This window comes from Rothia sp. SCPM-O-B-18226 (M350), from assembly GCF_058213595.1.
Genome location: NZ_JBYQJS010000003.1, coordinates 198,210 through 213,330, shown reverse-complemented (window position 1 = coordinate 213,330; position 15,121 = coordinate 198,210). Strand labels below are relative to the sequence as shown.

Genomic DNA, 15,121 nt, shown 5'->3' with positions numbered 1-15,121 from the left:
AATCATCCGTGTGCGCGGGCCCCGTGCTCTCCCGGTGCCCCCCCCCCGACCGGCCGCCCCGTGGCGATGTGTAATAATAGCGCCACAAGAGGGGCATATCGTGGCAGAAGGCACACTGCTGGGTTAGGATATGAACATGAGCACCTACCAGGAACTTCCGAGCATTTACCGTGTGAAGCGCCAGTTGAGCGACGTCGATCAGCTGGCCAACGATTACTTCGAAAAGGTCCTCGACCTTAACCCCGTGCTGGCTACAGAGCTGGGCCGCAAGGGCGTCGAAACCCTCTACCCCGATTACTCCCCCGCCGGTGAGAAGGCGCTACACCGCCTGGACAAGAAAACCCTCAAGAAGATTGACAGCGTTCTGCCCATCGACGACGTCGACCTGGTCACCCTGGACGCCCTTCAGGAGCGCTTGAGCCTGTACCGCGCCCAGCGCAAGGCGGGATTCGGCTATTGGCAGCTCAACAACATCACCTCTGTGCCGCAGGAGGTGCGCTCCGTCTTCGACCTCATGAAGCGCAACTCCCGCGAGGACTGGGAGCACATTATCGGCCGCATGCACCGCGTGCCCGAGGCGCTGGACGGGCTTGTGCTGAGCCTCGAGGCGGCCCGTGCGGACGGCAAGATTTCCCCGCGCCGCCAGGTGGACATCGTCATCGAGCAGACCGCCGCGTACTACGCGCCCGGCGGTTTCTTTGACGAGCTGGCCGCCGAGGTTGCCGCCGCCGAGCCCGAGCTGGCCGAGGCCGCCGCAGAGGGTGCCGAGCGCGCCAAGGACGGCTACCGCCACCTCAATGACTACCTCGTGACGGTTCTGCAGCCCGCCGCCCCCGCCCGCGATGCGGTGGGCCGCGAGGCGTACAGTCTGCACTCGCGTTCTTTCTTGGGCACCACCGTCGACCTGGACGAAACCTACGTCTGGGGCGTGAAGGAGCTGGAGAGCATCATCGCCCGTCAGCGCGAAGTGGCCGAAGAGATTGAACCCGGCGCCAGCATCGAGCGCGCCAAGCAGCTGCTCGACGAAGACCCGAACCGACAGCTGAACGGCACCGACGAGCTGAAGGCGTGGATGCAGAAGCTCGCCGACGCGGCGGTGGAGGACCTCTCCGCCGAGCACTTCGCGATTGGCGGCCCCATGCGCCGCATCGAGTGCTGCATCGCGCCCACCCACGAGGGCGGCATCTACTACACCGGCCCCTCCCCCGACTTCTCGCGTCCCGGCCGCATGTGGTGGTCCGTGCCCGAGGGCGAGGACCGGTTCACGACCTGGCGCGAAACCTCCACCGTATACCACGAGGGCGTTCCGGGGCACCACCTGCAGATTTCCATCGCCACGGCGCTGGCCGGCACCATGAACTCCTGGCGTACCAACATGCTGTGGGTTTCGGGTCACGGCGAGGGCTGGGCCCTGTACGCCGAGCGCCTCATGGAGGAGCTGGGCTACCTGAAGGATCCGGGCGACCGCATGGGCATGCTGAACGCCCAGCGGATGCGCGCGGCCCGCGTGGTCTTCGATATCGGCGTTCACTGCGAGCTGCCGGTGCCCGATGAGTGGACCGAGCGCCTCGGCGTTGAGCCCGGCACGATCTGGACCTCCGAGCTGGGCTACGAATTCCTGAAGCAGAACCTGGACGAGTCCGAGGGTCACCTGCGTTTCGAGTTCCTGCGCTACCTGGGCTGGCCGGGCCAGGCCCCCAGCTACAAGATCGGCGAGCGCCTGTGGCTGCAGCTGCGCGAGCAGGCCCTGGCCCGCGGCGAGGATATGCGCCAGTTCCACACTCGAGCCCTGATGCTCGGATCGGTGGGTCTGGACACCCTGCGTCGTGCGCTCACCGACGAGATGATGCTTCCGCTCGAGGCCGAAGACGACGATGACGACGACTAGGCCGTAGCGCCGCGCCGGTTTTTCGTCACGGTCCCGCCGCAACGGCTGGCTTAACGCCGAAGGCCCCCGCCTCAGCTAGTGAGGTGGGGGCCTTCGGCGTTAGCGGGCTCGGTGCTTCAGCCTCGGCCGAACCCGGCGTGCGTGCCTAGTAGCCGAAGTTTGCCGTGCCGGGATCCTGCGAGGCGGAACCCAGCGAACCGGGGGCGTTCAGGTCAACCAGGTGCGGCGCGAAGCGGCACCAGTAGTCGGTCAGCGCGCCGTTGGATTCGCGGATGCCCACGCCCACGCAGCGTCCGCCGACGACCCACACGCCCAGAACGGGGTGGCTCACCGGCTGGATGATGCCCTCGTAGCGGGGTGCCGGGATGTACTCCTGGTAGACGAACTCGCTCTCGGGGGCGGTGGAGAAGAAGTCGTCCTCCTCGGGCTTGACGAAGACGTTGTAGTCGGGGGCGTAAATCTCCACGCCGTCGCCTTCGCGCCCGAAGATGGGCTTGCGCACCCAGTTGCGCAGGTCGCCGCGATGCCCGGCGTAGGTGGGTACCAGGTTCGGGTGGCCCGGGTACTTATCCCAGAGAGCGGCCAGCAACAGCTTATTGGACAGGAACATCTTCCAGGCGGGCTCAATCCAGCGCTGCACCGCGCCGTGGTAGGCGAAGAGCAGCTGGTCGTAGCCCGAGTCGCTGTCGGTGGCCAGGTCCTCCCAGGGGTAGAGCTTGAAGAGGTTGCTGATGGGTCGGCCCTCGGCGTCCTTCCAGCTTTTGGTCGGCTCGTCAAAGATGATCTCGTCGATGGGCACGAGGATGGTTTCGATGCCGGCCTGCTGGGCGGCGTAGGCGATGAGCCACAGGTTGTTGTAGTCTTCCCGGTTCTCGTCGATGTCCTCGGGCACGTGGGCCAGGTGCAGGACGGGGCGCTGGCCGCTCGTGAGCTCGGGCGCAAAAATCTGTCGCCAGCGGTCCACGAAGGCCTCGCCGATTTCGCCCCAGTGCGCGTAGCCCTGCATGTCGAGGCGCTGATCCTTGGCCCAGGTCTTCTGGCAGACGGCCGCCTCCACGATACCGGTGGGGGTGTCGGCGTTGTACTCCAGCAGCTTGAGGGGTTCGCCGGGCACGCCGGAGTAGATGAAGTCGAAGCGTCCGTAGAAGTCGGGGTCGCGGCGGTTCCAGGACTCGACGGCCAGGTTGAACGCGCCGTGCGGCAGGCCCAGGGTGCCAAAGGCTCCGGAGGCCAGGTAGTCCACGGCGCTCAGGCACATGCGGTGCATTTCTTCGGCCTGGGCGCGGATGGAATTCATCTCTTCCGGGCTGAAGATGTAGGCTGCGTACTCGTTCCAGTAGTGGTCGGGGTCGTCGGGGCCGTCCACGCTGTAGGTGAGGCCTTCTTCGACGATGACCTTCTCCCACTCGGGGCGGCCCAGGGGGAATTCTTCACGGCGCATAGTGGTTTCCTTGCCGGTAGCGGGGGTGATGTACGGGTGCGGATGCGGGAGGGCTTAGCCGCCGGAGCGGCCGCCGCCGGACTTGGAGCCGCCACCGAAGCCGCCCTTGCTGCCGCTGGACTTGCTACCCGACTTGTTCGAGCTGGACGAACCCGACTTGCTACCCGACTTGTTGCTGGAGCTGGTGCCCGACTTAGAGGAGTTGGAGGAGCCGGAGGAACCAGAATTGCTACCGCTACTGCCGTTGCGGCGGGAGTTCGAGACGGTGCCGGTCGTGTTATCGCGCACCGAGGAGGTCTTGCCGGTGTTCTTGGTCGAGGTTTCCTTACCCGACGAAATCGTCGAGGACTTCTTGGCGCTGCGGTAGGAGTCCTCGAATCCACCGCCGCTCGAGGGCACGCCGCTGTACACCGTGCCGTTCGAGGGACGGGTCGTGGAGCCGCCCGAGAGCTTCTCGCCCACGCGCGGAATGTAGTTGCTCGACGCTCCGTTCGAGTTGGCGGCGCTCTGACGGCCCAGGTAGTACCACAGGAAGGCGTTGGAGCCGCTGTGGTGGGTCGTGGTGGAGGAGTTCGAGGTGCCCGAAGAACCGGAAGAACCGGAAGAACCGGAAGAACCGGAAGAACCGGAAGAACCGGAAGAACCCGAAGAGCTCGAGGAGTTCGAGGAATCCGAGCTGGCCGACTCCGAGGGGCTGGCGGTCGTTTCTTGCGCACCTGCCTTCTCACATTCGGAGTCGTCCACGCGCTGACCGGTCGTGGCGTCCTGGCAGACGCGGGCGTACTCGTCGCCGGTGGCGAGGAAGGCGTTCTCCTCCTGATGCATGCTGTTGTAGGCGAAGATGCCGCCACCGATGAGCAGCACGCCGGCGCCGGCCACCGCGATCATCTTGGTCACGCCGGGGCGGGTGGCGCCTAGATTCACGGCGTTCTGCGAGGTGGAGCGGGCGGCGCGGCTCGCGAAATCGGCAATGGAGTTAAGGGGGCCTCGCGAGGTCTTGGGCTGATCAACCCGGTGGGTTCCGCCCGGGCGTTGGGGTGCAGAACTCATGCATCTCTCCTTGAAGGTGTCGTGCGGGGGCGTTCTCGCCGGATGCGCAGCCGGCCGGTGAGTACCTGCCGAGGACGGCCTCGGAGGGGGACCACCGGGCCGTTGCACGGGCCGGAAGAGCGAAAACGGCGCTGGTCCGGGGCCTATCCCGGACGCACATCCAGCATAGCAAGGGAGTCTGGGAGCCACCTTAGTTCGGGGAGCCATCTCACGAGGTTTCACGCGTTGTGCCGGTCTCGTTATGCCCGCGTTCCATTCGAGTTTGCCTGTTGTTTGCTTTTCGGCGTTCCGAAGGCTTCGCAGCCTCGTTCGCGTGGCCTGCTCTCTCGCCGCCGCTCACCCCGGGTGGCTTCGTGCCGGAGGCGCTGTACGAGGAGCAGGTGGCCGACGAGCCGAAGCGCCTGCAGGTGGCCGAGACTCGCTAGACCCGTTAGGTCGGCCAAGTCGGGTGTTCCCGCAGCTCCGCGCGGACGGATTTGAGGCCGCCGGCACGCTAAGCGACCGTCACCATGTTTACGGCGTATCTCGCTCCCCGCGGTTGTGGGGATTGGGATACGCCGTTTGCGTACCCGCCGGGGGTGCCGCACGAATCGCAGGCCTAGACAGCAAGCCCATAATTGCAAACCTAGCCCGCGGCCTGTGCTCGGCCTATCGCGGTCCGTTCGCGCGCTACCTGTACGCCCGTCGCGAGCGCGGCAAGCTTCAAGGTGCACGTGAGGGTAAACTTCCCGCTCCCGGCCTTAAAATAGAGAGCATGACTGCAGTAGACCCCTCCCCCGTCCCTTCCGCCGAGGCCGCGCCGGCACGATTGGTGCTCGCCTCTGCATCCCCCGCGCGCCGTAAGCTCCTGGAGGATTCCCGCATCGCCTTTACGGTGCGCGTCTCCTCGGTTGATGAGGACGCCGCGCTCGCCGCCGCCAACAAGCGGGCACGAGCCGAAGGACGCGAGGGGCTCAGCCCGGCCGAGACCGCTTCCCTCCTGGCGAGTCTCAAGGCCCGCGCGATTGCCGAGGAGCTGGCCGCCGAGGGCGTGCGCGATGCCCTGGTGCTGGGCTGCGATTCCGTCTTCGAGTTCGAGGGTCGGGCCTACGGCAAGCCGCACACCGCAGAGAACGCCCGCGAACGCATCACCGCCATGAGCGGGCACCACGGCACGCTCCACACGGGTCACGCGCTCGTGGATCTGCGGGAGTTCGACCCCGAGAAGCATGCGGAGGCGCCCGCCGTTGCCGAGCTGCGCAGCGCCGTCGTGCACTTCGATGAGCTAAGCCCCGCCGAGGTCGAAGCGTACATCGCCACGGGCGAGCCGCTGTGGGTGGCGGGCTCCTTCACCCTGGACGGCTACGGTTCGGCGTTTATCCGCGGTATCGAGGGCGAGTTCCACACGGTGGTTGGTCTGTCCATCCACGCCCTGCGCGAGCTGCTGCGCCGCCGCGGCGTGGCCGTCACGGACCTGTGGTTACCGCCCGAGGACTAACCCAGCGGACCAGTCCCGAGGACAAAACACCCGCGCGGACGCGCACGCCGGACCGCGCCCCGCACCTCCAACACACGTATTTGAACACTAATCGATATCATGGAACAGTACAATGCGCGATACATTCGCCATTCTTGCCGTTTCTCGATATGCTTTCGGCAGGAGATAAAGGAGAGCTTTAAGTGACTCAGAACCAGGCAGAAGCCGCCAAAAAATTTACCGCGGTCCCCGGCCGACACACCGGCCCGGTCAGCAAGATTCTCATCGCCAACCGCGGCGAAATCGCCGTCCGCGTGATTCGCGCGGCCCGCGACGAGGGCCTGCAGACCGTCGCCGTCTACGCTGATCCCGACCGCGACTCCCTGCACGTGAAGCTGGCCGATGAGGCGTACGCCCTGGGCGGTTCCACCGCGGCACAGTCCTACCTGGTGATGGATAAGCTCATCGAGGTGGCCATCCGTTCCGGTGCCGACGCCGTGCACCCCGGCTACGGCTTCCTCTCCGAGAACGCGCAGTTCGCGCAGAAGTGCATCGACGCCGGCCTGACCTGGATTGGCCCCTCCCCCCAGTCCATTACCCAGCTGGGCGACAAGGTGGCCGCGCGCCACATCGCCCAGAAGGTGGGCGCTCCCCTGGTTCCGGGTACCAAGGATCCGGTCAAGTCCGCCGACGAGGTTGTTGCTTTCGCCGACGAGCACGGCCTGCCGATTGCCGTGAAGGCCGCCTTCGGTGGCGGTGGCCGCGGCATCAAGGTGGCCCGCGACCGCGAGAGCATCGTCGAGATGTACGAGTCCGCCGTGCGCGAGGCAACCGCGGCGTTCGGTCGCGGCGAGTGCTTCATCGAGCGTTTCCTGGATTCCCCGCGTCACGTTGAGACCCAGTGCCTGGCCGATGCGCACGGCAACGTCGTGGTGGTTTCCACCCGCGACTGTTCCCTGCAGCGCCGCAACCAGAAGCTCGTCGAGGAGGCACCCGCCCCCTACCTGAGCGAGGAGCAGACCAAGCGCCTCTACGAGGCCTCCCGCGCGATTCTGCGCGAGGCCGGCTACCAGGGCGCCGGTACCTGCGAGTTCCTGGTCGGCACTGACGGCACCATCTCCTTCCTCGAGGTCAACACCCGCCTGCAGGTGGAGCACCCCGTCTCCGAGGAGATTTCGGGTCTCGACCTGGTGCGCGAGCAGTTCCGCATCGCCCGCGGCGAGAAGATTGAGGAGAAGGACCCCGTGCTGCGCGGCCACTCCTTCGAGTTCCGCATCAACGGCGAGGACCCGGGCCGCTCCTTCATGCCGGCCCCCGGCACCATCGAGAAGCTGAACGTCCCCACCGGCCCCGGCGTGCGCTGGGATTCCGGTTTCGTGGCCGGCGACGTCATCGGCGGCAACTTCGACTCCATGCTGGCCAAGCTGATTGTGACCGGCGCGGATCGCGAGCAGGCCCTGCAGCGTGCCCGCCGCGCCCTGTCCGAGCTGAGCATCGAGGGTATGCCCACCGTCGTCCCGTTCCACCGCGTAGTTCTGGAGGACCCGGCGTTCGTTCCGGCCGAGGGTGAGGACTTCAAGGTGCACACCCGCTGGATTGAGACCGAGTTCAACAACACGATTCCCATGTACGATGGCGCCCCCGGTAGCGTGGATTCCGATGAGGATGAGCGCACCACCGTGGTGGTTGAGGTCAACGGCAAGCGCATGGAGGTGTCCCTGCCCGAGATGGGCGGCGCCGCCAAGCCCGCCGCCAAGCCGGCTTCGAAGAGCCGCAAGTCCCGCTCCTCCCGCGCATCGGCGAAGGCCGGCGGCGACGAGCTGACCAGCCCCATGCAGGGCACCATCGTGAAGGTGGCCGTCTCTGACGGCGATACCGTGGCCGAGGGTGACCTCGTTCTGGTCCTGGAGGCCATGAAGATGGAGCAGCCCATTACCGCGCACAAGGCCGGTAAGGTTTCGGGTCTGTCGGCTAAGCCGGGCGACACCGTCACCTCCGGTGCGGTCCTGGCGACCATCAAGTAGCGACCATCAAGTAGCGTTTGCGAAGCATCCCCGTAGCGAGTTCCTCTCGCGGCGGGGATGCTTGCGTATTGGCTCATCACGCGCGTGGCGCGGCGGCCCCCCCCCGTTCCCCCGCCGAGGATTATCCGGGGATGCGCCGCCCCTAAAAATTACCGTTCGGAGGGCTGCCGTCCAGATAGTGACGGGGCCTGCGCTAACTTTTCTGAACGGTTTATAATAATGCACTTTAGGGGAACCTTTCGTTCCGAACCCGCACACCCGGTTCAATTCCTCCGGCCTCACGCCGCGGCACTATCCCCGCCGCCTAGCACGCCGAGAGCAGCGTCACCGACGCCACCGGTTCTCTTTTGTACGCACAGTCAGTCCATCCTCGGGAGCATCTCTCATGAGCACCACCTTATCCGGCACCAGGGCCTCCGCCGCGCCGGTCGAGAACACGACGCCTCGCAGCCGCGTGATTCTCGCATCGCTCATTGGTACCACCATTGAGTTCTACGATTTCTATATCTACGCCACCGCCGCCGTGGCCGTCTTCCCCGTGCTGTTCTTCCCCTCGAAGGACGCCACGACCGAGCTGCTGGCCTCCTTCGCAACCTTCGGTGTCGCCTTCGTCGCGCGTCCCCTCGGTTCCGTGATTTTCGGTCACTTCGGCGACAAGATTGGCCGTAAGGCAACCCTCGTCGGTGCACTGCTCACCATGGGTATAGCGACCTTCATCATCGGCCTGCTGCCCACCTACCACCAGATTGGCCTCTGGGCACCGACCATGCTGACCATCATGCGCTTCTGCCAGGGCCTGGGCCTGGGCGGCGAATGGTCCGGCGCGGCTCTGCTCGCCAGCGAGTACGCGAAGGACGGCAAGCGCGCCCGCGCCGCCATGTGGCCCCAGCTGGGTGCCCCCATCGGCTTCGTTCTCGCCAACGGCTTCATGCTGATTCTGACCAGCTTCATCGCTTTTAACTCCACCACCGACGCGAAGAACCTCGAACACCCCTTCCTCGTCTGGGGTTGGCGTATCCCGTTCCTGCTCTCCATCGTGATGGTCGCCGTCGGCCTCTACGTGCGTTTCCGCCTGGAGGAGACCCCCGTCTTCGCCAAGGCTGCCGCTAACAACGAGAAGGTTAAGACCCCGCTCGTTGAGGCGTTCAAGGTTGCCTGGTGGCCCATGATTCAGGGTACCTTCATCATGGTTGCCTGCTACGTGCTGTTCTACCTGATGACCGCGTGGGTTCTCTCCTACGGTATCGCCAAGGCAGAGAAGGGTGGTCTGGCCATTCCGTACCACGAGTTCCTCATCATTCAGCTGGTCTCGATTATCGGCTTCGCCATCTTCATCCCGATCTCGGGTTGGCTGGCTGATAAGTACGGCCGCCGCACCCAGCAGCTGTGGACCACCATCGCCATGGCAGTCTTCGGCCTGTGCTTCGGCCCGCTCATCTCCCCCGCCGTCGTCGGCACCGGTGCGAACGTGGACACCGTCGCCGTGACTGTCTTCATCTTCATCGGCATGTGCCTGATGGGTCTGTCCTTCGGTTCCATGTCGGCCTACCTGCCGGAGCTGTACCCCACCAACGTGCGTTACACCGCCAGCGGTATCGCCTACAACGTGGCTTCCATCCTCGGTGCGGCTCTTACCCCGTTCGTGGCGGTTTGGCTGAACTCCTCCTTTGGTGTGGCCGCCGTGGGTGGCTACCTGGCCTTCGCCTCGATTCTGAGCGTCGTCTTCATCCTGCTCACTCACGAAACCCGTGACGTGGATATGAACGCCGTCGGCTCCAAGAAGTAAAGTTCTACGAAGTAGCCGGACGCAATAAGCGGTGGGGGTCGCCTTCCATACCTCATGGAAGGCGACCCCCACCGCTTTTGTGTCTGTTCCCGGATGCGGCTAGAACTTACCGCGGGTATGCAGCTTGCGTGCCGCCTCGGCAATCGAGCCGGACAGCGAGGGGTACACCGTGAAGGTCTCGGCCAGATCGTCCACCGTGAGCTTCTTCTCCACGGCCAGGGCGATTGGGTAAATCAGCTCGGAGGCGCGCTGGCCCACGACCACGCCGCCGATGACGGTACCCGAGTGGCGGCGGGCGAAAACCTTCACGAAGCCGTCACGCATTGCCATCATCTTGGCGCGGGGGTTGGTGCTCAGCTGCAAGGTCACGGCCTCGCCGCGGTAGGAGCCCTCGTGCAGGTCGTTCTCGCTGATGCCGACGGTCGCGATTTCGGGCGAGGTGAAGATGTTCGCCGCAACCTTGTCGGTGCGCAGGGGGCGCACGGCGTCACCCAGGATATGCGCCATCGCGATGCGGCCCTGCATGGCGGCCACGGAGGCCAGCGGGTACACGCCCGTACAGTCGCCGGCCGCGTAGATATTGTTCACGCTCGTGCGGGACACGCCGTCCACCGTAATGTGGCCGCTCGGGGCGTGCTCCACGCCCGCCGCGTCCAGGCCCAAATCTTCGGTGTTGGGAATCGAACCGATAGCCACGAGGCAGTGCGTGCCCGAGACCTTGCGGCCGTCCGAGAGGGTCACGATGACACCCGAGCCGTCCTCGGTGCGCTCCACTGCGGAGGCGCGGGAGCGGGGCATGACGCGCACGCCGCGACGCTCGAAGACGTCTTCCAGCACGCGGGCGGCGTCCTCGTCCTCGCCGGGAAGCACGCGGTCGCGGGAGGATACCAGGGTCACCTTCGATCCCAGACCGTTATAGGCCGAGGCGAACTCGGCGCCGGTCACGCCCGAACCGATCACGATGAGCTCCTCGGGCACCTCGCTGAGGTTGTACAGCTGGGTCCAGGTGAGGATGCGCTCGCCGTCGGGCATGCCCGTGGGCATCTCGCGCGGATGCGTGCCCACCGAAAGCAGCACGAAGTCGGCGTGTAGCGGGTAGACGAGGCCGGCCTCGTCGGTCACCTGCACCGTGTGGCGGTCCAGGAGCTTGCCGGCGCCGTGAATAATCTTCACGCCAGCCGAGGCCAGGGCGCGCTTGATGTCTGCAGACTGCTGCTGGGCCAGGTCGCGCACTCGGCGGTTCACGCGGTCCATGTCTACCCGAAGCTGCGGGGCCTTGCCCTTGGTATTCTCAATGCCCAGGCTTCCGGCTTCGGAAAAGCGGGTCATCATATCCGCCGTGGCGATAAGCGTCTTGGAGGGCACGACGTCCGTTAGCACGGCCGAGCCGCCGATGGCCTTGCGCTCGATAAGCGTCACGTCTGCCTGCGAGGATGCGGCCACCATCGCGGCCTCGTAGCCGCCGGGTCCACCGCCAATAATTACAATGCGCTGGGATGCGTAGTTCACCGTTGAAGTCATGCCTTAATTGTGAGCTATGCCGCCCGTGCGGGGCAAACGCACTCGCCGTGCAGATGTGCCATATTATGACACTCCGAACGGCAAGCTTCATCCACGGTGTGCTTCCCCCGAGGGCGCGGGTCGTGCGGGCCGGGTGCTCCCCCGGCCCGCTGCTTCCCTACCTCGCTATTGCTCAGCCCTGTTACTCTTCGAGGGCCTGCGGCTTCTCCGCGTAAATCGAGTTGATGAACTTCTCGGCCCACTCCAGCATGGGGCGGTCCACCAGCTCCTTGCCGCCAACCGGCATGGTCTTCGGGCGGGGAACCAGGGTCAGCCAGGTGTCCATGCCCTTCGGCTGGGCGTGCGTGGAGCCGGGGTACACGCGCTTCAGGCGCATCTGGCGTGACTCCGGCAGGGGCTGGGCGCTCACCACGCGTACCTTCGGCCCCAGCACCACCATCTCGTGAATACCGGCGGCGCGGGCGTGCATCCTCAGCGTGGCCACGGCCAGCAGGTTCTCCACGGCCTCGGGCAGCTCACCGTAGCGGTCGGCCAGCTCCTCGCGGGCCTCCGCAATCTTCTCTTCGGTGTCGGCCGCCGCGATCTGGCGGTAGGCCTGCAGACGCAGGCGCTCCGAGTCAATGTAGGTGTGCGGAATATGCGCGTTGACGGGCAGGTCGATCTTCGTCTCGACCTCGCGCTCCTCCTTCTCGCCGCGGTAGTTCGCTACGGCCTCACCCACCAGGCGCAGGTATAGGTCAAAGCCCACGCCCGCGATGTGACCGGACTGCTCGCCGCCGAGCAGGTTGCCCGCGCCGCGAATCTCCAGGTCCTTCATGGCCAGCTGCAGGCCCGCGCCGAGCTCGTTATGGGTCGCCACGGCCTTCAGACGCTCGTGGGCAATCTCGCCGAGAGTCTTGTCCACCGGGTACAGGAAGTACGCGTAGGCGCGCTCGCGGCCACGACCCACGCGGCCGCGCAGCTGGTGCAGCTGGCTCAGGCCGTAGTTCTGGGCGTTGTCCACGATGAGCGTGTTCGCGTTCGAGATGTCCAGGCCGGTCTCCACGATGGTCGTGCACACCAGCACGTCGAAGCGGCGTTCCCAGAAGTCCACGATAATCTGCTCCAGGCGCGACTCACTCATGCGTCCGTGCGCGGTGGCGATGCGCGCCTCCGGCACGAGCTTGCCGATTTCGGCGGCCACGTTGTCGATATCGGCCACGCGGTTGTGCACGAAGAACACCTGGCCCTCGCGCATGAGCTCGCGGCGAATCGCGGCGGTAATCTGGCTGTCGGTGCGCGGGCCGACGAAGGTGAGCACGGGGTGGCGCTCCTCGGGGGCGGTGGCCAGCGTCGAGGTTTCGCGAATACCGGTCAGCGACATTTCGAGGGTGCGCGGGATCGGGGTTGCGCTCATGGCCAGCACGTCCACGTTGGTGCGCATCTGCTTGAGCTTTTCCTTGTGCTCCACGCCGAAGCGCTGCTCCTCGTCAATGATGACCAGGCCCAAATCCTTGAAAACGATGCTCTCGGAGAGAATGCGGTGCGTACCGATGACCACGTCCACCGCGCCGGAGGCGATTTCCTCGGTAATCTGGCGGGTTTCTTTCGCCTTCTGGAAGCGGGAGAGCACACGAATCTTCACGGGGAATCCCGAGAAGCGCTCGGTGAAGGTTTCGTAGTGCTGCTGGGCGAGCAGGGTCGTGGGCACGAGCACGGCGACCTGTTTGCCGTCCTGCACCGCCTTGAACGCGGCGCGCACGGCAACCTCGGTTTTGCCGAAGCCCACGTCGCCCGAGATGAGGCGGTCCATGGGGATTTCCTTCTCCATGTCCTCCTTCACCTCGTGGATGGCGGTGAGCTGGTCGGGGGTCTCGTTGTAGGGGAAGGACTCTTCGAGTTCGCGCTGCCAGGGGGTGTCGGGCGCGAAGGCGTGGCCTCGCGAGGCCTGGCGCGCCGAGTAGAGTTTCACCAGGTCGGCGGCGATTTCCTTGACGGCCTTGCGAGCGCGGGACTTAGTCTTGGCCCAGTCGCTGCCGCCCATCTTCGACAGGGAGGGGTTCTCGCCGCCCACGTAGTTGGAGATGAGGTCCAGCTGGTCCGAGGGCACGAAGAGTCGGTCGGGTGCGCCGCCGCGCTTGGAGGGGGCGTACTCGATGACCAGGTATTCCTTCATGGGCTGCACCCCGTTGACGGGTGCGGCGCCGGCCACGGGGCGGGAGGTCATCTCGACGAAGCGGCCGATGCCGTGGCGCTCGTGCACCACGTAGTCGCCGGGGTTCAGGGCGAGCGGGTCGACGGCGTTGCGGCGGCGGCGCGTCTTAAACTTCTGGCCCGATGCGGAGCGCGGCGCGTAGGTGCCGCGGCGGCCGAGCAGTTCGGCCTCGGTGAAGACGGCGAGCTTGGCGTCCTCGAACAGGAAGCCCGCGGATGCGGGTGCCTCGCACACCTCGACGATGCCGTGCTCGAGGTCCCCGGCGGGGTCCTCCTCGAGGCTTACTCGGCGTGCGGCGGGCACGGAGGCGGCCCCCTCCTCCCCGGAATGGAGCAGAGCGATGAGCCGGTCGGTCGAGCCGCGGCCGTTAGTGAGGGCGAGGACGGTCCACTGCTGCTGGATGAGATCGCCGAGGCTTTCGAGCATCCGGCGCACGGAGCCGTTGAATGCGGTGGCGGGCCGGGCGGTTAGGGTGTAGGTGTCGATGCCCTCCTCGATGGCGTCGGCCAGGGCCCCGTTCTGCAGGTTTTCGACGGATTCGATGGCCTCGGCGGCGTCTTCGAGCAGGCTGTCGTCGGTGGTGAGCTCGGTGATGTCCCACCAGCTCAGGTGGGCGGCGAGGGCCTCGGCGCGGGTGCTGTCGATGGTGCGGAATCCGCTGTCGCTCAGGCGCAGCTGGCCCAGGTCGATGGGAGAGACCGCGTCAGCCTCGGCGGCGGTGTCCCAGGCGGCGGCGAGGAATTCCTCGTTGGTGGCGACGAGGTCTTCGGCGCGGGCGCGCACTCGCTCGGGTTCGACGCTGACCACCAGGGATCCGGCGGGTAGTAGCGCGGTGAGGGTGGTCATGGAGTCGACGAGCAGGGGCGTGAGCGATTCCATGCCCTCAACGTAGATGCCGCCGGCAATCTTTTCGAGCATGGATGCGGCGGCCGGGTAGTCGGCCTTCAGGCGCGCGGCGCGGCTCATAACCTCGGGGGTGATGAGTAGCTCGCGGCAGGGCAGCAGGGTGAGTTCGGTGAGCTCTCCTCCCCCGCTGAGGGTGCGCTGGTCGGCCACGGAGAAGTGGCGCATCTCGTCGAGCTCGTCGCCAAAGAATTCGAGGCGCACGGGGGTGGTGGCGGTGGGCGGGAAGACGTCGATGATGCCGCCGCGCACCGCGTACTCGCCGCGCTTGGCGACCAGATCCACGCGGGAGTAGGCGGCGTCGTTCAGGCCGCGCACCACGTCCTTGAAGGGGTATTCCTCGCCGCGGACCAGGTGCACGGGTTCGAGCTTTTCGATGCCGGAGACGATGGGCTGGATGACGGCGCGCACGGGGGCGACCACGATGCGGGGCCGGCTCGCGGCGGGCCCGGTGATGGCTCGTAGCACCTGCAGGCGGCGGCCGATGGTGTCGGATCGGGGCGAGAGGCGTTCGTGCGGCAGGGTTTCCCAGGCCGGCATCATGGCAATGTCTTCTGCGGGCAGGTAGGAGCGCAGGGCGTGGGCCAGGTCTTCGGCCTGGCGGTCGGTGGGGGCAATGACGAGGCTGAGCGCCTCTGGGGTGCCTTCGCGCACCGCGGTGGAGAGGTCGGCCAGCAGGGCCGCGTGGGTTCCGGCGACGGCCCCGATGAGGGTGCGGGCGCTACGCTCGGCGGCGGGTACGGCGGCCGCGGCGCGGATGGCAGCCCAGCGTTCCTGCCGGTTGAGCAGCTTCAGGAGGGGGTACAGCGGTGCGGCGGGGCTCTTCTGTGTCGCGCGGGTGGGGCTCAAGGCTTCTCC

The 15,121-nt window shown here is 66.2% G+C and carries 9 protein-coding genes; 5 read left to right on the top strand and 4 right to left on the bottom strand.

Going from position 1 to position 15,121, the window contains the following annotated elements:
* The first annotated feature begins 136 nt into the window (after positions 1-136).
* Positions 137-1,888: a DUF885 domain-containing protein gene (locus AC3E6W_RS06455; RefSeq protein WP_490652635.1), complete on the top strand. Its 1,752-nt coding sequence runs from the start codon at positions 137-139 to the stop codon at positions 1,886-1,888.
* Positions 1,889-2,033: 145 nt separating this feature from the next.
* Here the strand turns inward: AC3E6W_RS06455 and AC3E6W_RS06450 are convergent, their stop codons facing one another.
* Complete coding sequence (locus AC3E6W_RS06450; protein ID WP_313967862.1) at positions 2,034-3,329, bottom strand: glutathionylspermidine synthase family protein; 1,296 nt, start codon at positions 3,327-3,329, stop codon at positions 2,034-2,036.
* Between the two features lie 54 nt (positions 3,330-3,383).
* Positions 3,384-4,379, bottom strand: coding sequence for a hypothetical protein (locus AC3E6W_RS06445; RefSeq protein WP_490652633.1), 996 nt, complete (start codon positions 4,377-4,379; stop codon positions 3,384-3,386).
* A gap of 269 nt (positions 4,380-4,648) precedes the next feature.
* Here AC3E6W_RS06445 and AC3E6W_RS06440 point away from each other — a divergent pair, with 269 nt between their 5' ends.
* The 4 genes from AC3E6W_RS06440 to AC3E6W_RS06425 all read left to right on the top strand — a co-directional run bounded on the left by AC3E6W_RS06440 (position 4,649) and on the right by AC3E6W_RS06425 (position 9,645).
* The gene (locus AC3E6W_RS06440) at positions 4,649-4,804 is read left to right on the top strand and encodes a hypothetical protein (RefSeq protein WP_313967861.1); all 156 of its coding nucleotides are present in this window, start codon (positions 4,649-4,651) and stop codon (positions 4,802-4,804) included.
* Positions 4,805-5,133: 329 nt separating this feature from the next.
* Entirely contained in the window at positions 5,134-5,856 is a 723-nt protein-coding gene (locus tag AC3E6W_RS06435) for a Maf family protein (protein ID WP_490652631.1), read from the top strand.
* Between the two features lie 182 nt (positions 5,857-6,038).
* Positions 6,039-7,859, top strand: a complete 1,821-nt coding sequence (locus tag AC3E6W_RS06430) for an acetyl/propionyl/methylcrotonyl-CoA carboxylase subunit alpha (protein WP_314556396.1) — start codon at positions 6,039-6,041, stop codon at positions 7,857-7,859.
* Positions 7,860-8,244: 385 nt separating this feature from the next.
* A complete protein-coding gene (locus AC3E6W_RS06425) occupies positions 8,245-9,645 on the top strand; it encodes an MFS transporter (RefSeq protein WP_490652629.1) in 1,401 nt (466 codons plus the stop codon).
* Positions 9,646-9,744: 99 nt separating this feature from the next.
* Here the strand turns inward: AC3E6W_RS06425 and AC3E6W_RS06420 are convergent, their stop codons facing one another.
* Together AC3E6W_RS06420 and mfd are read right to left on the bottom strand one after the other, a co-directional pair.
* Positions 9,745-11,166: an NAD(P)H-quinone dehydrogenase gene (locus AC3E6W_RS06420; RefSeq protein WP_070648899.1), complete on the bottom strand. Its 1,422-nt coding sequence runs from the start codon at positions 11,164-11,166 to the stop codon at positions 9,745-9,747.
* 181 nt (positions 11,167-11,347) lie between these two features.
* Positions 11,348-15,112, bottom strand: a complete 3,765-nt coding sequence (gene mfd, locus AC3E6W_RS06415) for a transcription-repair coupling factor (RefSeq protein WP_490652628.1) — start codon at positions 15,110-15,112, stop codon at positions 11,348-11,350.
* Between the last annotated feature and the right edge of the window lie 9 nt (positions 15,113-15,121).